Below are 16,845 nucleotides of genomic sequence, written 5' to 3'. Positions count from 1 at the left end.
TAAAAACCGAAGCTGACAACCGCTTCATGGGTTTTCCCGATGCCGGAGAACGGGCCGGCTGGCCATGCACTCAGCGCTGTACAACGTCAGATCGCGCGTGAAAAAACAGCACCGGGGATTTAGCCAAACCCCAGAAAGCAAAATGCCCTTGTAACTCAATGAATTACAAGGGCATTTTGGTAGGCGCGATTGGACTCGAACCAACGACCCCCACCATGTCAAGGTGGTGCTCTAACCAGCTGAGCTACGCGCCTACAAACCGTTCGAAGTCTCAAATTATAGCAGTGTTTCGATCGTCTTCTCAAGACGGCAACTTCATTTGCGCCGAACCACCCGAACGCCAGGCACGTCGCCCACCACCGACATGGCCCGAGCCACTTGGCGCGCGTCTGCCACTTCAATGGTGAAGGTCATCCAGGCGATCCCCTTGACCGATTGGGTCTGCACACCAATCACATTCATTTTTTCGCGGGCGAACACATCGGAAATGTCGCGCAGCAGGCCTTGACGGTCCAGCGCTTCTACCGCGACATCAACCGGGTAATAAGCGCCCTCACCACGGCTGGTGCTGCCAGATCCGCCCCATTGCACGTCGATCACTCGGTCAGGCGATTTGCGCTGCAAGTGCGCGAAATCGGTGCAATCGGCCCGGTGAATGCTGACCCCTTTGCCACGCGTCACGAAGCCGCCGATGTCGTCGGGTGGTGCCGGTTTGCAGCACTTGGCCAATTGCGTCATGAGCGAGTCCACCCCCACCACCAGCACACCACCGGGTGAGCGGCTGGGCTGTTTGCGCGGCTTCTTCAGCCAGGGAGGCACCTCTTCCAATGCCGCGGCGGGTTCGGCTGGGCGCAGATGGGTCTCGATGGCGCGCACAGACAGCTCGTCTTTGCCGACTTGCTCAAACAACTCCTGAGCCGATGTGAGCCCCATGGAGACGGCAAGATCGTCCAGCTTCAGCGCGGTTTTGCCCTCGCGCTGCAACAGCTTTTCCACGGCCTCGCGTCCACGGGCGACGGTTTCCTCCATGGCCTGCGCGTTGAACCAGGCCCGCACCTTGCTTTTGGCCCTGTGGCTGACCAGGTAGCCAAGATCGGCGTTGAGCCAGTCGCGCGAAGGGCCGCCCTCTTTCGCTGCCGTGATCTCCACGGTCTGCCCGTTTTGCAACGGCGTGTTCAGCGTGACCATAGCGCCGTCAACCCGGGCGCCCCGGCAGCGGTGCCCGAGGCTGGTGTGCACGGTGTAAGCAAAGTCCACCGCGGTGGCTCCCTGCGGCAGCTCGACGATCGCGGCGTCGGGCGTGAGGACGTAGATGCGGTCGTCAAACAAACCCTGCCCGGTCCCGCTCAGGTCGCGCTCCCAGGCCAGCAGCTGGCGCAGCACCGCAATTTTGGCGTCGTATTCGGAGCTGGCCGACACGCCAGCGTAGCCCTTGGAGCCCGCCTCTTTGTAGGCCCAGTGGGCGGCCACACCGTGTTCGGCATGGTCGTGCATGGCCTGGGTGCGAATCTGGATCTCAAACGCCCGGCCCTGGTCATCGCGCACCACGGTATGCAGCGACTGGTAGCCATTGGGTTTGGGCTTGGCGATGTAGTCGTCAAATTCCTCCGTGACTGGCGTGAACTGGGCGTGAACCAAGGCCAGTACCGCGTAGCAGTCGTCCACGTGCGGCACCACCACGCGCAGGGCGCGGATGTCAAACACCCGGTCAAAATCGAGCGACTTGCCCCGCATCTTCTTCACGATGCTGTAAATGTGTTTGGGCCGACCCTGCACAGATGCTGTGACGCCTTGCTGCAGCAAGTCTTGCTCCAGTTGCAGGCGCACCTGCTCGACGTGCGTTTCGCGCTCGGCACGCTTTTCGTCCAGCAGGCGGGCAACCTGCTTGTAGGTTTGGGGTTCCAGAAAACGGAAGGCCAGGTCTTCCATTTCCCACTTGATCTGCCAAATGCCCAGTCGATTGGCCAGCGGCGCGAACACATGCAACGACTCGCTGGCCATGGCCTCGCCCGGGTCGCCTTTGCTCGCGGCAAAGTAACGCAGCGTTTGGAGCCGGGAGGCCAGGCGCAACATGACCACGCGCAGGTCGCGCGAGAAAGCCAGCAGCATCTTGCGCACGTTTTCGGTCTGGCTGGCCGCCAGCTCGGACACCGGGGTTTTGCCAGGCGACACGATAGGCAGCGCCTGGTCTTGTGCCGCCTGTCGTTCCTCTTCTTTCTTGGCTTGCACCTGGGCGGTTTTCACCCTGGCCTGCCGCTGCAACTGGACCAGTTTGGTGGTTTCAACCGCCAGGGCCGCAAAGTTGTCACCAAAGGCCTTGGCAATCACTTCTTGTGGGCGGTTCAGGTGCTGGCAGGCGTAGACCAGATAGGAAGCTGCCTGCATGGCTTCAGAGCCGCCAATGTCATTCAGGATGGCGGCCACGGCATCGGCGTGCGCCAAAATGTTTTCGCCCGTATCGAGCTGCTCGGAAGCCAGCAAGGGCTCGGCAAAGGCCCGCGCACGGGACAACGCTTGCGCCTGGTGCGGCAAGCTGTCCGAGGTAGCGGCTACGATGGCCGAGGGCATCACGGCGTGGCCCGAGGGCGCTGAGGGCAGTGGCATCGCGTCAGGCGGTGGAGAGGCAGAAGAACGCTTCATGGACGGTCACAAGGCAGCCGGTCAGGGCGCCTCCAAAAATTCTTGAACGGCGGCGATCTGGTCGAGGGCCACGAGTGTTGGGGCATGGCCCACGTGGGCGAATTCAATACAGCGTGCGCGCGGCCCCCGGCTGGCCATCTGGGCTGCGGTATCCCGGGTGAGCAGATCCGATTCGGCACCACGCAACAACAGGGTGCGTGCCGAGATGGCATCGTAAAGCTCCCAAAGCGCGGCTTCGCCGTCGCGCACGGCTTGCCGAGCAGCGGCTTCATCGGCCATGCCCACCAGCGCCTTGAACGGCACGGCGATGGCCGGGTCGTAATGCAGCCACCAACGGCTGTGGCGCTCGCGCAGCATGGGACGCGAGAGCGTCAGCCACTGCGACGGCGTGTGCGGTCCAAAACCGGGGGAAATGGAGGCCAAGTAGTCCACCGCTTCCTGCTCGGTTGCAAACGATGGATTGAGCCCAAGGTAAGCACCGATGCGCTGCAGCGCTTCCCACTGGATCACAGGACCCACGTCGTTCAGCACCAGCCGGCGCAGACCCAGCGCTGGCTGCGCCGCCAACGCCATGCCAATCAGCCCGCCCATGCTGGTGCCCACCCAGTCAATCACCGTCTCAGGCTGCTCAGCACGGAGCTTGAGCACCAAGGCCGCCAGGTCAGCGGCGTAAGTACCCACCTGGTAGGCCATGGGATCGGCCAGCCAGTCGCTTTCACCCCGACCGGCCACGTCCACGGCCAGCACCCGTGTGTGCGGCTGCAGCGCCTGCGCCAGTGCGTCGAAGTCGCGTCCCTGGCGCGAGAGCCCGTGCACACAAAGGACCACACGGCGGCGGTCTGCCGCAGGCAGCGCTGGCCAATCCCAATAGGCCATGCGGCGGGGGCCACCGCTGCGCGCGGCGGGGCCGCTGACGGGCAGAAAGTGGCGTGTAGGTTGCTGCATGGATCGATCCTTCCCCGGGCTCCGTGATAATGCTTCGACTGTCTTTCAACCTATCGTAATTGAACTGGAGTTCCCGCCATGCTTTCGAACAAAACGGCCCTCGTCACCGGATCGACCAGCGGAATTGGACTGGGCATTGCCAAGGCGCTGGCGCGCCAGGGTGCCAACATTGTTCTGAATGGTTTTGGCGACGTGGAAGGCCCCAAGGCCGAGATCGCCGCCCTGGGCGCCAAGGTGGCTTATCACGGTGCAGACATGAGCAAGCCCGAGGAAATTGAGGCCATGATGGCCTTTGCCGCAGCCGAGTTTGGCCAGGTGGACATCTTGGTGAACAACGCCGGCATTCAACACGTGGCGCGCATTGAAGACTTTCCCGTGGCGCGCTGGGACGCCATCATCGCCATCAACCTCACCAGCGCCTTTCATGCCACGCGCTTGGCACTGCCCGCCATGCAAGCAGCCAACTGGGGACGCATCATCAACGTGGCCTCGGTACACGGACTGGTGGGCTCGGCGGAGAAATCGGCCTACGTGGCGGCCAAGCACGGCGTGGTCGGTCTGACCAAAGTCACAGCGCTGGAAAACGCCACCTCGGGCGTCACCTGCAATGCCATTTGCCCTGGCTGGGTGCTGACGCCCCTGGTTCAAAAACAGGTGGACGCCAAAGCGGCCGCGCTGGGCGTGTCGAACGACGACGCCAAAAAGGTGCTGCTGGGCGAAAAAGAGCCTTCCATGCAGTTCACCACACCGGAAGAACTGGGCGAGCTGGCCGTATTTTTCTGCTCACCTGCCGCAGCCAATGTGCGCGGCGTGGCCTGGAACATGGATGGCGGCTGGGTCGCGCAGTAATTGACCGCGCTGGGGTTCGCCATGCAAAAGGCCCGCAATGCGGGCCTTTTGCTTTTGTCCTGCGCGGGCGCCCTGTTGGCAGGCGCGGTATTGGACAGGTCAGCGCAGCTGGATGCTGCCGGACACGGTCACATTGACCATGCTTTTGCCGGCTTCCACCGCAATGGGAGCGTCTGACATGGCGGCCTTGGCCTCCATGGCCATCACCCGCGGGCGCACATAACCGCCGCCCTGGTCGGCTGAACTGACGGCGATTTCCCGCAGCGAGTAAGCGGTGAATCCAAAGCCTTTGGCAATCTCAGTGGCACGCCGCTGAAAACGCTCGATGGCCATGGCCTGCACGTCGGATTCCAGCGCCTGTTGCGCCTCGCGCGACAAACTGAACCCCACGTTGCCCATGGTCAGGGACTGGATCTTGCCGGCGGTGGCGCTGATGCGGGCGAAATCACGGCCTTCCAGGACCAACTCGGTGCTGCCTTGCCAGCCATTGATCTTGCCGCTGCTGCTATAGCGGGGATACAGGCTGAACTGCCCGGTGCGCACTTCCAGCTGCTGCGGCACCGCCGCCGACTTGGCCACCGCCAGTGCCGCATCCAGTGCCACCTTGAGCTGGTTTTGCACGGTGCCTGCGTCGGGGCCTTCTTTGGTCGTGTTCAGGCTCATCGAAAGCCAGTCCTGCTGAACTTCCTTGAAACCGCTGGCCGAGAGCTGCACCACATTAGCCGGTGGTGGCACTGCGCTGGTTTGTGCCTGGGCCAAGGCTGACGCGCCCAGCAAGGTCAGCACAAGCAACGAACGCTGGACAGGAAAGAAAGCAGTGGAACGGTGTGTCAGGGTCATGGACTATTTTTTGTGGTTGGCGTGAGAGGACTGGCTGCGGAGCTGTTCGCGCATGCGCTGGCGCTCTTCGGCGGAAAGCCGATAAGGCTTGAAGGGATCGTCCACGCTGTCAAAGGGCTGACGCAGCGCGTCTCGCAGGTGCAAGGTGCGCGACTCGTTGCCGTCAATGGAAATGGGCATCACCACCGCGGCCGCCTCCAGCGGATCGCGCAGCTTGTGGTCGTCCGTCGGGCCAGCAGCCGCTGGTCCCAGCATCAAAAACAAAATTCCGCCCGTCAGGTTCAGCTTCATGGTGTGCTCAAGTATGCATGTTTCACCCATTGTGTAATGTGTGCTCTGTGAAGTGGCAGGCACCAGGTGGCAACATCTGTAACAGCGTGTCAGGAAAATAAAAAACGTGTGCTGACAAGCACTTGGCGCTGCCACAATCGCGTTTGTTACATTTTCGGAGTTGTTGCCATGTCACAAACCAATGCCCGTCCCAACAAGGTTCTGGTCGTCGATGACGATGTTCGTATTCGTGACCTGTTGCGCCGCTACCTGATGCAGGAAGGTTTCGAGGTGATGCTGGCGGAAGACGGCAAGGCCCTGAACCGGGTGCTGCAACGCGACACCGTGGACCTGATCGTGCTCGACCTGATGATGCCCGGCGAAGACGGCCTGTCCATCTGCCGGCGGCTGCGCGCCAACGGTGACCGCACACCCATCATCATGCTCACTGCCAAGAGCGAGGACGTGGACCGCATCGTGGGCCTGGAAGTGGGCGCCGACGACTACCTGGGCAAACCCTTCAACCCGCGGGAGCTGCTGGCGCGTATCCACGCGGTGCTGCGCCGCCGCCCCCCCACCGAGGTGCCGGGCGCGCCGTCGCAAGACCAGGAGGTGGTGAAGTTTGGCCCGTTTGAATTCGACCTGAGCCTGCGCACCCTGCGCAAAGACGGCGTGGACCTGCCCTTGACCACCGGCGAATTCGCCATGCTCAAGGCCCTGGTGCGCCACCCCCGCCAGCCGCTTTCGCGCGAGAAGCTGGCGCAACTGGCGCGCGGACGCGAATTCGAGCCGTTTGACCGCAGCCTCGACGTACAGGTGTCGCGCCTGCGCAAACTCATCGAGGAAGACGCCGCTTCGCCTCGCTACCTGCAAACGGTTTGGGGTGTGGGTTACGTGTTTGTGCCGGACGGAAACAACTGATGTCCGACGAGTCCCGCGTTCCGTTTGAAACCCAACCCACGGCGCTGGAAACCGCGCCAGCGCCGCTGGAGGTCCGTCCACGGCGGGGCGTGAGCCTCTTCTGGCGAACCTTTTTCTTTCTGGCCGTGCTGCTGGTTGGCTGCATCATCGCGTGGCTTCAGACGTTTCGTGCCCTCGAATACGAACCGCGCGCATTGCAAAGCGCGCAGCAGCTGGCCTCGTTGGTCAACCTGAGCCGTGCGGCGCTGGTGCACTCTGACTCGATTGCCCGTGTCTCGCTGGTCAAGACCCTGGCCGACGAAGAGGGTTTGCGCATTGCACCACGGGAACCCAGCGACACCTACCGCTTGTACGACGTGGACTCACTGAGCCGCAACGTGAGCGAGCGGTTGAGGCTGCGGCTGGGCACTGACACGGTGGTGGCCCGCGAAGTGAACGGCACGCCGGGTCTCTGGATTGGCTTCACGATTGACGGCGACCCCTACTGGCTGTTGACCGATCCCTCGCGCATTGGCCCGGTGGCGGGCACCACCTGGCTGATCTGGCTGGGCACGGCCGCGCTGCTGTCGCTCGCCGGTGCAGCACTGATCGCGCGGCTGATCAACCACCCCCTGAAAAAGCTCTCCTTTGCGGCCAGCCGTGTGCGCGAAGGCGACTTCAACGCCAGCCAGCTCAACGAGGCCGTGGCCACCAGCGAGATACGCGAGGTGAACATCGGCTTCAACCGCATGGCTCAGCGCCTGAGCAAGATCGAGCAAGACCGCGCCCTCATGCTCGCCGGCATTTCGCACGATTTGCGCACCCCTTTGGCGCGCCTGCGGCTCGAAACCGAGCTGAGTGTGGCCGACCCGCAGGCACGCGAGCACATGGCCGCTGACATTGAGCAGGTCAACGCCATCATCGACAAGTTTCTGGACTACGCCCGCCCCGACCACCTACAGCCCCAGGAGGTCAGCCTGAACCAGGTGGTGGACGCAGCGGTGTTTGCGCTGGGCTCGGACGCCAACACACGGGTCAGCGTGAACATTCCACCCGACACCATCGTGATGGGCGACGCCGTGGAGCTGCAGCGCGTGTTTTCCAACCTGCTGGAGAACGCCCAGCGCTACGGCAAAGACCCGGAGACCGGTATCGCCCGGGTCGAAATCGCCGCCAAGGCGAAAGACGACTTTGTGCTCGTCAAGCTGCGCGACCACGGCCAGGGCGTGGCGCCCGAGATGCTGGAACAACTGACGCAACCCTTCTTCCGCGGCGACGTGTCGCGCACATCGGCCACGGGCACGGGCCTTGGGCTGGCCATTGTGGACCGAGCCATTGCCCGCATGGGCGGGCGTTTTGCGCTGGCCAACAGCAGCACCGGCGGTCTGGCGGCCCACATGAAACTGGTGAAAGCGGCCGCCTGAGTGGTGCGCGGCGCCGTCAGCCGCCAGCCACCACCGCCAGCAACACCGCCGCCCGGGCTTCGATGGACAGGCCCTGCCCCACCGGACCGAGCTTTTCAGCGGTTTTGGCCTTCACATTGACCTGCACCACCGCCACACCAAGTGTGCGGGCGATGCTTTCGCACATGGCGCCGATGTGGGGCGCCAGCTTGGGCGCCTGGGCGATCACGGTGCTGTCCACATTGCCAATGTCGAATCCGGCATCCCGAACGCGCCGCGCCGCCTCGGCGAGCAGCACGCTGGAATCGGCGCCCTTGAAGCGCTCGTCGGTGTCCGGGAAATGGCGCCCAATGTCGCCCAGGCCTGCGGCGCCCAGCAGCGCGTCGGTGATGGCGTGCAGCAGCACGTCGGCGTCGGAGTGGCCAAGCAGGCCCATGGTGTAGGGAATGCGCACACCGCCGATGATGAGGGGGCGCCCGGGCACCAGGGCGTGTACGTCCCAGCCCTCACCCACGCGAAAAGGAAATGCAGAAGCGTTCATGAGCGGCTTTTCAAAATGGCCTCGGCCAGGGCAAAGTCTTCCGGGTAGGTGACCTTGAAATTTTGGGCGCTGCCGGGGACCAGCCGAGGGTGGTGCCCGGCCAGTTCCATGGCGCTGGCTTCGTCGGTCACGCCCGCAAAGCCCTGCGCTTCGGTGGCGGCCAAGGCCGCCTGCAAGGCGCCCACACGAAACATCTGCGGGGTCTGGGCCAACCACTTGTCTGAGCGGTCCACCGTGGCGGCCACGCGCCCGTTGGCCTCCGCTTTCAGCGTGTCGGGCAGCTTGAGCGCCAACAGGCCGCCCACCGGGTCGTCCCAACAGGCGTCGAGCAAGGCGTTCACCTGCTGCGGTGTCACCAGGCAGCGCGCAGCGTCGTGCACCAGCACCCAGTCACCGGGGGCCGCGCCTTGCGCCAGCAGCGCCTGCAAACCATTGAAGACGCTGCCCGCGCGGCTGCTGGCGCCGCAGGGCGACACCTGCACGTCGGGATGGTCCACGCTCAAGAATCGGTCGCCCGGCGCCACCACCACGAGGCAGCGCGACACGCGCTGCACCGCTTGCAGAGCCGCCAGCGTGTGCAACACCAGCGGCAGGCCGGCCAGCGGCTGGTATTGCTTGGGCGTGGCGGTGCCTGCGCGCGAGCCCGAGCCTGCACAGGGCAGCAAGGCGAAGCAGCGGGGCGCATTGGTTTGGGGGGATTGGGTGCTGGTGTCGGGCATGGCAGTGCGTGCATTCTAAAATCAAGGCTCTTCACCCCCCGCCTTTGCTGGCTGGGGGTGTTTGTCATGTCTGGTACCGCCACCGAGCCCCCCATGGATCTGCCCAAACTCACCCCCGGCAAGCGCTTCACCCTGCCACGCCCCACAGGCTCGGCCGACGCCCTCTTGCTGGCCCAGATCGCCACGCGCGACAAGGCCGCCGGGCGGCTCACCGCCATCGTCACCGCCGATGCCACCGATGCCCAGCGGTTGATTGAGGAAATGGCGTTTTTTGCGCCCGCCTTGCGCTGCGCGCTGTTTCCCGACTGGGAAACCCTGCCCTACGACAGCTTCTCACCGCACCAAGACCTGATTTCGGAGCGCCTGGCCACGTTGTGGCGCATTTCCCAGCACGACAAGGAAACCGGTGCCGATGTGGTGCTGGTGCCCGCCACGACCGCGCTGTACCGGCTGGCGCCGCCGGCCTTTCTGGCCGGCTACACCTTTCACTTCAAGGTCAAGCAAAAGCTGGACGAAGCCAAACTCAAAGGGCAGCTCACGCTGGCGGGCTACCAGCATGTGACGCAGGTGGTGAGCCCCGGCGAATACGCGGTGCGCGGTGGTCTGATCGACCTGTTTCCCATGGGCTCGCTGGTGCCGTACCGGGTGGACCTGTTTGACGACGAGATCGACAGCATCCGCACGTTTGACCCGGACAGCCAGCGCAGCCTGTACCCGGTGCCCGAGGTGCGGCTGCTGCCCGGACGCGAATTCCCCATGGACGACGCGGCCCGCGCCAAATTTCGCAGCCGCTGGCGCGAGCTGCTGGACGGCGACCCGACCAAGAGCCGCATCTACAAAGACATGGGCAACGGCGTGGCCACCGCCGGTATTGAGTACTACCTGCCGCTGTTTTTTGAAGAAACAGCCACCGTGTTCGATTACCTGGGTGAAGCGGCCACCGTGGTGCTGCACGGCGACCTGGAGCCCGCGTTCCAGCGCTTCTGGCAAGACACACAAGACCGCTACCGCCTCGTCAAGGGCGACCCCGAGCGCCCGGCGCTACCGCCCGAGAGCCTGTTTCTGTCGGCCGAACGGTTCTATACCGAGGCCAACGCGCACGCGCAACTGGCCTTGCGGCCAGCGCTGCAAGACGTGGCCGACAACGCCTTCGCGCAGAAGCTGGGCGACTTGTCGGTGGTGCGCGGGGCCGAAGACCCGCTCTCACGGCTGCAAGGCCACATCCGCAACACCGCGCACCGCGTGCTGTTGCTGGCCGAGAGCGATGGCCGGCGCGAAAGCCTGCTCGATTTTTTGCGCGCCAGCGGCGTCAACCCGCCCGGGTTCGACTCGCTCGCTGAATTTCAGGCCAGCGACGAAAAGATGGGCATCGCCACGGCGGCGCTCACGGTCGGCTTTTGCTCGCTCGAACAAGGCATCGACTTCGTCACTGAAACCGAGCTGTTTGCCGCCGGCCCCACCACGCGCCGGCGCAAAAAGCAGGAGCAGGTCAGCGATGTGGACGCGCTCATCAAGGACCTGAGCGAGCTCAACGTAGGCGACCCGGTGGTGCACAACGCCCACGGCATTGGCCGCTACCGCGGCCTGGTCGAGATGGACATGGGCGAGAAAAACCCCGACGGCTCGCCCGCGCTGATGGAATTTTTGCACCTGGAATACGCCGACAAAGCCGTGCTCTATGTGCCAGTAAGCCAGCTGCAACTGATTGGCCGCCACACCGGCGTGAGCGCCGACGAAGCACCGCTGCACCGCCTGGGCAGCGGCCAATGGGACAAAGCCAAGCGCAAAGCCGCCGAACAGGTGCGCGACGCCGCTGCCGAGCTGCTCAACATTTACGCCCGCCGCGCGGCGCGCCAGGGCCATGCGTTCCGCTTCTCGGCACAGGACTACGAAATTTTTGCCAACGACTTCGGCTTTGAAGAAACCGCCGACCAACGCGGCGCGATCCACGCCGTCATACAGGACATGATCAGCCCGCGCCCCATGGACCGGCTGGTTTGCGGCGACGTGGGCTTTGGCAAGACCGAGGTGGCGCTGCGCGCCGCATTTGTGGCCGTCACCGGCGGGCGGCAGGTGGCGTTTCTGGCGCCCACCACGCTCTTGGCCGAGCAGCATTACCAGACGCTGGTGGACCGGTTTGCCAAATGGCCGGTGAAGGTGGCCGAGGTGTCGCGCTTTCGCTCGGGCAAAGAGATCACCGCCGCCATCAAAGGCATTGCCGACGGCACGGTGGACATCGTCGTGGGCACACACAAGCTGCTGAGCGAATCGACCAAGTTTCACAACCTGGGCCTGCTCATCATTGACGAAGAGCACCGCTTTGGTGTGCGCCACAAAGAGCAGATGAAAGCCCTGCGTGCCGAGGTGGACGTGCTCACCCTCACCGCCACGCCCATCCCGCGCACGCTGGGCATGGCGCTGGAAGGCCTGCGCGATCTGTCGGTCATCGCCACCGCGCCGCAGCGCCGCCTGGCCATCAAGACCTTTGTGCGCAGCGAAAACAACGGCGTGATCCGCGAAGCGGTGCTGCGCGAGCTCAAGCGTGGCGGGCAGGTGTACTTCCTGCACAACGAGGTCGACACGATCGAGAACCGCAAGCAGAAGCTGGAAGAAATCTTGCCGGAAGCGCGCATTGCCATCGCCCACGGCCAGATGCCCGAGCGCGATCTGGAGCGCGTGATGCGCGACTTTGTGGCCCAGCGCTACAACCTGCTGCTGTGTTCAACCATCATTGAAACCGGCATCGACGTGCCCACGGCCAACACCATCGTCATGAGCCGGGCCGACAAGTTTGGCCTGGCCCAGCTGCACCAGCTGCGCGGCCGCGTGGGCCGCAGCCACCACCAGGCCTACGCCTACCTCATGGTGCCCGACATTGAGGGCCTGACCAAGCAGGCCGCGCAGCGGTTGGATGCGATCCAGCAGATGGAAGAACTCGGCAGCGGCTTCTACCTGGCCATGCACGACCTGGAGATTCGCGGCGCCGGCGAGGTGCTGGGCGAAAACCAGAGCGGCAACATGCTGGAGGTGGGCTTTCAGCTCTACAACGAGATGCTGAACGAGGCCGTGGCCAGCCTCAAAGCCGGGCGCGAGCCCGACCTGCTGAGCCCGCTCAGCGTCACCACCGACATCAACCTGCACGCCCCTGCCCTGCTGCCCAGCGACTACTGCGGCGACGTGCACCTGCGCCTGAGTTTTTACAAAAAGCTGGCCACCGCCAAAACCGCCGACCAGGTGGACGCGCTGCTGGAAGAAATCGTGGACCGCTTTGGCAAACTACCTCCGCAGGCGCAAACGCTGATTGACGTGCACCGCCTGCGCGTGCTGAGCGCGCCCTACGGCGTGATCAAGGTGGACGCCGCGCCCGGCGTGACGAACATCACCTTCAAAGCCAACCCGCCGGTGGAGCCCATGCGCATCATCGAACTGATCCAGAAGAACCGCCATATCAAACTGGCGGGCAACGAAAAGCTGCGCATCGAGCGCGCCCTGCCCGAGGTGAAAGACCGCGTGCAATTGGTGCGCGACGTGCTGCGCAGCCTGGGCCAACCCATCAAAAAACCCGAAATGGCCTGAGCGCCAAACGACCATGACCACCACCACCGAATTCGCCCCCGGCCTCGTCCTGCAAGGCTTCACCCCGCCACTGAAATTGAGCGACTTCAAGCTCATCGCGTTTGACATGGACTCCACGCTCATCAACATCGAGTGCGTGGACGAAATTGCCGATGCGGCGGGCCGCAAGCCTGAGGTGGCGGCCATCACCGAAGCCGCCATGCGCGGTGAAATCACCGACTACAAAGACAGCCTGCGCCAGCGCGTGGCGCTGCTGCGCGGCGTGACCGTGGCCGACATGGAACAGGTGCTGACGCAGCGCCTGCAGCTCAACCCGGGCGCCGAGGCGCTGGTGAAAGCCTGCAAGGCCGCTGGCCTGAAGGTGCTGCTGGTGTCGGGCGGCTTCACCTATTTCACCGACCGCGTGCGCGACCGCCTGGGCATCGACTACACACGCTCCAACGTGCTGGAGATTGAGAGCGGCCCCAACTGTGGCCAGCTCACCGGCCGCATGGTGGACCAGCCCTGGGGTGACATTTGTGACGGCGAGGAAAAGCGCAAGATGCTGCTGGAAACCTGCGCACTGCTGGGCATCAGTCCCCAGCAAACCATTGCCATGGGCGACGGCGCCAACGACCTGCCCATGATGGGCGAGGCGGGCCTGTCGGTGGCGTACCACGCCAAACCTGCCGTGCGCGCCCAGGCCATGGTCGCCATCAACGAAGGCGGGCTCGACCGCTTGCTGGACGTGCTGCGGTGACCCGCACTTGCAACAACCCAACGCGCGCCAGATGTTGAAGCGCCTGGCCAACAACCTGCGCCGCGAATGGCGCAGCCACCTGGGCACCCTGGCCCTGGTGCTGGCGGTATTTCTGGGCGTGCAGGCGTGGCAAACGCGCGGCGTGCCGGCGGGCCCGGCGCCCGAGTTGGCGTTCACTCTGATTGCGCCCGACGGCAGCCGCACCCAAACCACCTTGAGCGCCTGGCGCGCGCTGCACCCAGGCCAGCCGGTGGCATTGCATGTGTGGGCCGACTGGTGCCCCATCTGCCGCACCGAAGAGCACAGCATCACCCGCCTGGTGCCCCATGGGCGGGTGCTCACAGTGGCCATGCAGTCGGGCCAGGCCGATGCCGTGGCGCGCGTGCTGGCGCAGCGCCAGCTGCCCTGGCCCACCGCGGTGGACCCGCGCGGCGAGATGGCCCGTGCGCTGGGCTTCAAGTCGGTGCCGGCGTTTGTGGTGGTGGACGGCCAGGGCCACCTGCGCGGCGCCACCGTGGGCTACACCACCGAACTGGGCATGCGGCTGCGGCTGTGGTGGGCGGGCTGGTTCTGACGGACGGTTGCGCCTCAACCCCCCGCGCGCTTCACCCCATGGCCCTGGGCTTTCAGCGCCGCCATGATCCGCTCCACGTGGTCGCCTTGAATTTCAATCACACCATCTTTCACCGTGCCACCGGTGCCGCAGGTCGCTTTCAGTTGCTTGCCCAGGGCGGTGAGCCCGGCGGCGTCCAGCGCCACGCCTTTCACCAGCGTGACCGCCTTGCCCCCGCGCCCTTTGGTTTCGCGCGACACGCGCACCACGCCATCGCCCGCCGGCACCGCGCTGCGCTGGCCGCACACGCACTGGGCCACGGGCTGGCGGCAGGTGGGGCACATGCGGCCTGCGTCGGTCGAATACACCAGGCCGCCCATTGAAAGCTTGTTTTTCATGGGCGCCGATCGTAGCGCCTCGCGCATCTGTCGGCCTTGCCCAGCCCCGTTAAACTGCAAAGAAACACCGCACCATGCCATTTACCGCTCTCGGGCTCGTTCCCGCCCTCGCCCAAGCCGCTGCCGAACTTGGTTTCACAGCCCCCACACCCATCCAGCAAGCGGCCATTCCGGCCGTGCTGCAAGGCAAAGACGTGCTGGCCACAGCCCAGACCGGGTCAGGCAAAACCGCGGCCTACGTGCTGCCGTTGCTGCAGCGCCTGCAAGGTGCACCGCTGCACACACCCCGGCGCGTACGCGCTCTGGTGCTGGTGCCCACGCGCGAGCTGGCGGCCCAGGTGGGCGAGGTGCTGCGCAGCTTGGCCCAGCACCTGACCGAGCGGCCCAAGGTGGCGGTGCTGTTTGGTGGCGTGTCCATCAACCCGCAAATGATGGCGCTGCGCGGCGGTGCCGACGTGGTGGTGGCCACGCCCGGGCGCCTGCTGGACCTGGTGGAGCACAACGCCCTGCGCCTGGCTGCGGTGGACATGCTGGTGCTGGACGAAGCCGACCGCCTGCTCGACCTGGGCTTTGCCGACGAACTGACCCGTGTGCTGGCGCTGCTGCCCGCGCAACGGCACACGCTGTTTTTCTCGGCCACGTTCCCGCCCGAGGTACAGACACTGGCCGGCGGCCTGCTGCAAACGCCCGAGCGCATCGACATTCCTTCTGCGCCCGTGGCCGACGCCGTGGTGCTGCAGCGTGTGATTCAGGTGGACGCCGACCGGCGCACCCAGCTGCTGCGCAAGCTCATCAAAGACAACGGCTGGGAACGGGTGCTGGTGTTTGTGGCCACGCAATACGCGGCCGAGCGGCTGGCCAGCAAGCTGCACCACGGCGATTTGTATGCCACCTCGTTTCACGGCGGCTTGAGCCAGGGCGCGCGCAAGCAGGCGCTGGACGAATTCAAGCAAAAGCGCTGGGACGTGGTGGTGACCACCGACCTGGCCGCGCGCGGCATCGACATTGCGCAACTGCCCGTGGTGGTGAACTTTGACCTGCCCCGCTCAGCCGTGGACTACGTGCACCGCACTGGCCGCACAGGCCGCGCAGGCGAAAGCGGCCTGGCCGTGAGCTTTGTGAGCGCCGACACCGAAGCGCACTGGAACCTGATTGAAAAACGCCAGGGTCTGTGCATACCGCGCGAACAGATTGCCGGGTTTGAACCAGTGGCAGTGGCCGTGCCACGCAACCCGGTGGGACCGGACAACGGCGGCATCAAGGGCAAACGGCCCAGCAAAAAAGACAAGCTGCGCGCTGCTGCCGCTGCCGCGGCGGCCCCTGACACCGGCACCTCGAACTCATCCGAATAAGGCGTTGAGCCGCCTCAGCCCCAGACCACCGAGCGCATGGAAATCGAGGCGGCCTGAAAACGGTCGTTGAAAAAACGTGGGGCTTCATCGGGCGCCACCGCACCGGCCGCATACAGGAGCGGCAGGTAGTGTTCCCAGGTCGGATGGGCCTTTTGGGCCAGATCGCCCAGCTGCTGAAAATCGCTCAAAGCGCCCAGGCGCCCTTGCTCCATGTGCCCGGCCGTCACGGCATCAAACTCGATGGTCCAGTCATAGGCTTGGTCGTCGGCCACCTCGCGCCGCATGGTGCGCAGGTTGTGCACGATGTTGCCGCTGCCCACGATCAGCACGCCACGCTCGCGCAGCGCACGCAGCTGCTGGCCAAGCGCAAAGTGCTCGGCCGGCGGTCGGCTGTAGTCCATGCTGAGCTGCACCACCGGAATATTGGCCTCTGGGAACATGGGTTTGAGCACCGACCAACTGCCATGGTCCAGCCCCCAATCGGCTTCATCCAGCCCCAGCGGCAGCGCGGTGCCCGGCTGGTGCACCTGCTCGCTGATGGCCCGGGCCAGCGCAGGCGCGCCGGGTGCGGGGTACTGCTGGTCAAACAGCGCCTGGGGAAAGCCACCAAAATCGTGGATGGTGCGTGGATCGCTCATGGCCGTGAGCTGCCAGCCCCGCGTGAGCCAGTGGGCTGAAATGCACAGGATCAGACGGGGCCGCTCAACCCGCGCCAGCAGCTCCTGGCCCAGCGCCTGCCAGCTGCGCCGGTAAGCGTTGTCTTCAATCGCATTCATGGGGCTGCCGTGACCGAGAAACAGCACCGGCAAACGGTCTGTGGCAGGCAGCGCCTGCAAGCTGCTCACGTGGCTGGACGACAAAACGGTGGGTGCCGTGGCACCGGGCAGAGGGGAAGCGCTCATTGACATGGGGGCAGTAACGGCAAAAATACGGTGGCGAATCAACCCAGGACGGGTGTGCGGTTTGGCGGCACCGGGAAAAATACAGCGAATTGAAGACTTGGCGGCGCAAGAAACACCGGGTGAATTCTTTCACAAAGGTGACAGCCGGGCTGGGAAATTAGGTGTTTTCACCGCAACACAAAACGTGTCATCCTGTTATATTGCACTGCAACATAACT

15 protein-coding genes and 1 tRNA gene are annotated in these 16,845 nt (G+C 64.6%); 7 read left to right on the top strand and 9 right to left on the bottom strand.

All coding sequences use genetic code 11. The features are described 5' to 3' along the window. Positions 1 to 177: 177 nt before the first annotated feature. The 3 genes from AC0GNR_RS00535 to AC0GNR_RS00525 all read right to left on the bottom strand — a co-directional run bounded on the left by AC0GNR_RS00535 (position 178) and on the right by AC0GNR_RS00525 (position 3,585). Positions 178 to 254 (bottom strand) — tRNA-Val (locus AC0GNR_RS00535). Between the two features lie 61 nt (positions 255 to 315). Next, a complete protein-coding gene (locus AC0GNR_RS00530) occupies positions 316 to 2,640 on the bottom strand; it encodes a RelA/SpoT family protein (RefSeq protein ID WP_472899065.1) in 2,325 nt (774 codons plus the stop codon). A 21-nt stretch (positions 2,641 to 2,661) separates the two neighbouring features. Continuing rightward, positions 2,662 to 3,585 (bottom strand): alpha/beta fold hydrolase, encoded by a 924-nt coding sequence (locus tag AC0GNR_RS00525; RefSeq protein ID WP_472899064.1) that lies wholly within the window; start codon positions 3,583 to 3,585, stop codon positions 2,662 to 2,664. Between the two features lie 78 nt (positions 3,586 to 3,663). On the opposite strand from AC0GNR_RS00525, the gene AC0GNR_RS00520 reads away from it, so the two are divergent. Further along, complete coding sequence (locus tag AC0GNR_RS00520) at positions 3,664 to 4,434, top strand: 3-hydroxybutyrate dehydrogenase (RefSeq protein ID WP_472899063.1); 771 nt, start codon at positions 3,664 to 3,666, stop codon at positions 4,432 to 4,434. Between the two features lie 99 nt (positions 4,435 to 4,533). On the opposite strand, the gene AC0GNR_RS00515 is transcribed toward AC0GNR_RS00520, so the two are convergent. Continuing rightward, entirely contained in the window at positions 4,534 to 5,274 is a 741-nt protein-coding gene (locus AC0GNR_RS00515) for an SIMPL domain-containing protein (protein ID WP_472899062.1), read from the bottom strand. Between the two features lie 3 nt (positions 5,275 to 5,277). After that, positions 5,278 to 5,565, bottom strand: a complete 288-nt coding sequence (locus AC0GNR_RS00510; RefSeq protein ID WP_472899061.1) for a hypothetical protein — start codon at positions 5,563 to 5,565, stop codon at positions 5,278 to 5,280. 168 nt (positions 5,566 to 5,733) lie between these two features. Between AC0GNR_RS00510 and ompR the strand changes: the two genes are divergently transcribed. Further along, on the top strand, positions 5,734 to 6,465 hold the full coding sequence (gene ompR, locus AC0GNR_RS00505) for an osmolarity response regulator transcription factor OmpR (RefSeq protein WP_472899060.1): 732 nt from the start codon (positions 5,734 to 5,736) through the stop codon (positions 6,463 to 6,465). Then, positions 6,465 to 7,868: a sensor histidine kinase gene (locus AC0GNR_RS00500; RefSeq protein ID WP_472899059.1), complete on the top strand. Its 1,404-nt coding sequence runs from the start codon at positions 6,465 to 6,467 to the stop codon at positions 7,866 to 7,868. The genes ompR and AC0GNR_RS00500 overlap by 1 nt, the downstream gene beginning before the upstream one ends. Before the next feature lie 16 nt (positions 7,869 to 7,884). Here AC0GNR_RS00500 and ispF read toward each other — a convergent pair whose 3' ends face one another. Together ispF and ispD are read right to left on the bottom strand one after the other, a co-directional pair. Beyond that, a complete protein-coding gene (gene ispF / locus AC0GNR_RS00495) occupies positions 7,885 to 8,388 on the bottom strand; it encodes a 2-C-methyl-D-erythritol 2,4-cyclodiphosphate synthase (protein WP_472899058.1) in 504 nt (167 codons plus the stop codon). Then, the gene (gene ispD / locus AC0GNR_RS00490; protein ID WP_472899057.1) at positions 8,385 to 9,107 is read right to left on the bottom strand and encodes a 2-C-methyl-D-erythritol 4-phosphate cytidylyltransferase; all 723 of its coding nucleotides are present in this window, start codon (positions 9,105 to 9,107) and stop codon (positions 8,385 to 8,387) included. Before ispD ends, ispF begins: the two co-directional genes overlap by 4 nt. Positions 9,108 to 9,200: 93 nt before the next feature. On the opposite strand from ispD, the gene mfd reads away from it, so the two are divergent. From mfd to AC0GNR_RS00475, 3 genes are read left to right on the top strand one after another with little or no spacing between them, the layout of a single operon-like run. After that, the gene (gene mfd / locus AC0GNR_RS00485) at positions 9,201 to 12,683 is read left to right on the top strand and encodes a transcription-repair coupling factor (protein WP_472899296.1); all 3,483 of its coding nucleotides are present in this window, start codon (positions 9,201 to 9,203) and stop codon (positions 12,681 to 12,683) included. 13 nt (positions 12,684 to 12,696) lie between these two features. Then, on the top strand, positions 12,697 to 13,422 hold the full coding sequence (serB, locus tag AC0GNR_RS00480) for a phosphoserine phosphatase SerB (protein WP_472899056.1): 726 nt from the start codon (positions 12,697 to 12,699) through the stop codon (positions 13,420 to 13,422). A 7-nt stretch (positions 13,423 to 13,429) separates the two neighbouring features. Then, complete coding sequence (locus tag AC0GNR_RS00475) at positions 13,430 to 13,996, top strand: redoxin domain-containing protein (protein WP_472899055.1); 567 nt, start codon at positions 13,430 to 13,432, stop codon at positions 13,994 to 13,996. A gap of 14 nt (positions 13,997 to 14,010) precedes the next feature. Here the strand turns inward: AC0GNR_RS00475 and AC0GNR_RS00470 are convergent, their stop codons facing one another. Continuing rightward, positions 14,011 to 14,373 carry a translation initiation factor Sui1 gene (locus tag AC0GNR_RS00470; RefSeq protein ID WP_472899054.1) on the bottom strand — a complete coding sequence of 121 codons (363 nt, stop codon included), beginning with the start codon at positions 14,371 to 14,373 and terminating at the stop codon, positions 14,011 to 14,013. Positions 14,374 to 14,447: 74 nt separating this feature from the next. Here AC0GNR_RS00470 and AC0GNR_RS00465 point away from each other — a divergent pair, with 74 nt between their 5' ends. Next, positions 14,448 to 15,725, top strand: coding sequence for a DEAD/DEAH box helicase (locus tag AC0GNR_RS00465; protein WP_472899053.1), 1,278 nt, complete (start codon positions 14,448 to 14,450; stop codon positions 15,723 to 15,725). A gap of 14 nt (positions 15,726 to 15,739) precedes the next feature. Here the strand turns inward: AC0GNR_RS00465 and ygiD are convergent, their stop codons facing one another. Then, positions 15,740 to 16,627, bottom strand: coding sequence for a 4,5-DOPA-extradiol-dioxygenase (gene ygiD, locus AC0GNR_RS00460; protein WP_472899052.1), 888 nt, complete (start codon positions 16,625 to 16,627; stop codon positions 15,740 to 15,742). Positions 16,628 to 16,845: the final 218 nt, after the last annotated feature.

The organism is Hydrogenophaga sp. LT287 (genome assembly GCF_055702805.1).
Note: the sequence above shows the minus strand (reverse complement) of the source record. Positions and strands in the feature narration are given on the sequence as shown.

Coding starts and splice junctions, on each gene's coding strand:
- AC0GNR_RS00530 (WP_472899065.1), bottom strand. CDS start 2,640: ATGAAGCGTTCTTCTGCCTCTCCACCGCCTGACGCGATGCCACTGCCC.
- AC0GNR_RS00525 (WP_472899064.1), bottom strand. CDS start 3,585: ATGCAGCAACCTACACGCCACTTTCTGCCCGTCAGCGGCCCCGCCGCG.
- AC0GNR_RS00520 (WP_472899063.1), top strand. CDS start 3,664: ATGCTTTCGAACAAAACGGCCCTCGTCACCGGATCGACCAGCGGAATT.
- AC0GNR_RS00515 (WP_472899062.1), bottom strand. CDS start 5,274: ATGACCCTGACACACCGTTCCACTGCTTTCTTTCCTGTCCAGCGTTCG.
- AC0GNR_RS00510 (WP_472899061.1), bottom strand. CDS start 5,565: ATGAAGCTGAACCTGACGGGCGGAATTTTGTTTTTGATGCTGGGACCA.
- ompR (WP_472899060.1), top strand. CDS start 5,734: ATGTCACAAACCAATGCCCGTCCCAACAAGGTTCTGGTCGTCGATGAC.
- AC0GNR_RS00500 (WP_472899059.1), top strand. CDS start 6,465: ATGTCCGACGAGTCCCGCGTTCCGTTTGAAACCCAACCCACGGCGCTG.
- ispF (WP_472899058.1), bottom strand. CDS start 8,388: ATGAACGCTTCTGCATTTCCTTTTCGCGTGGGTGAGGGCTGGGACGTA.
- ispD (WP_472899057.1), bottom strand. CDS start 9,107: ATGCCCGACACCAGCACCCAATCCCCCCAAACCAATGCGCCCCGCTGC.
- mfd (WP_472899296.1), top strand. CDS start 9,201: ATGGATCTGCCCAAACTCACCCCCGGCAAGCGCTTCACCCTGCCACGC.
- serB (WP_472899056.1), top strand. CDS start 12,697: ATGACCACCACCACCGAATTCGCCCCCGGCCTCGTCCTGCAAGGCTTC.
- AC0GNR_RS00470 (WP_472899054.1), bottom strand. CDS start 14,373: ATGAAAAACAAGCTTTCAATGGGCGGCCTGGTGTATTCGACCGACGCA.
- AC0GNR_RS00465 (WP_472899053.1), top strand. CDS start 14,448: ATGCCATTTACCGCTCTCGGGCTCGTTCCCGCCCTCGCCCAAGCCGCT.
- ygiD (WP_472899052.1), bottom strand. CDS start 16,627: ATGAGCGCTTCCCCTCTGCCCGGTGCCACGGCACCCACCGTTTTGTCG.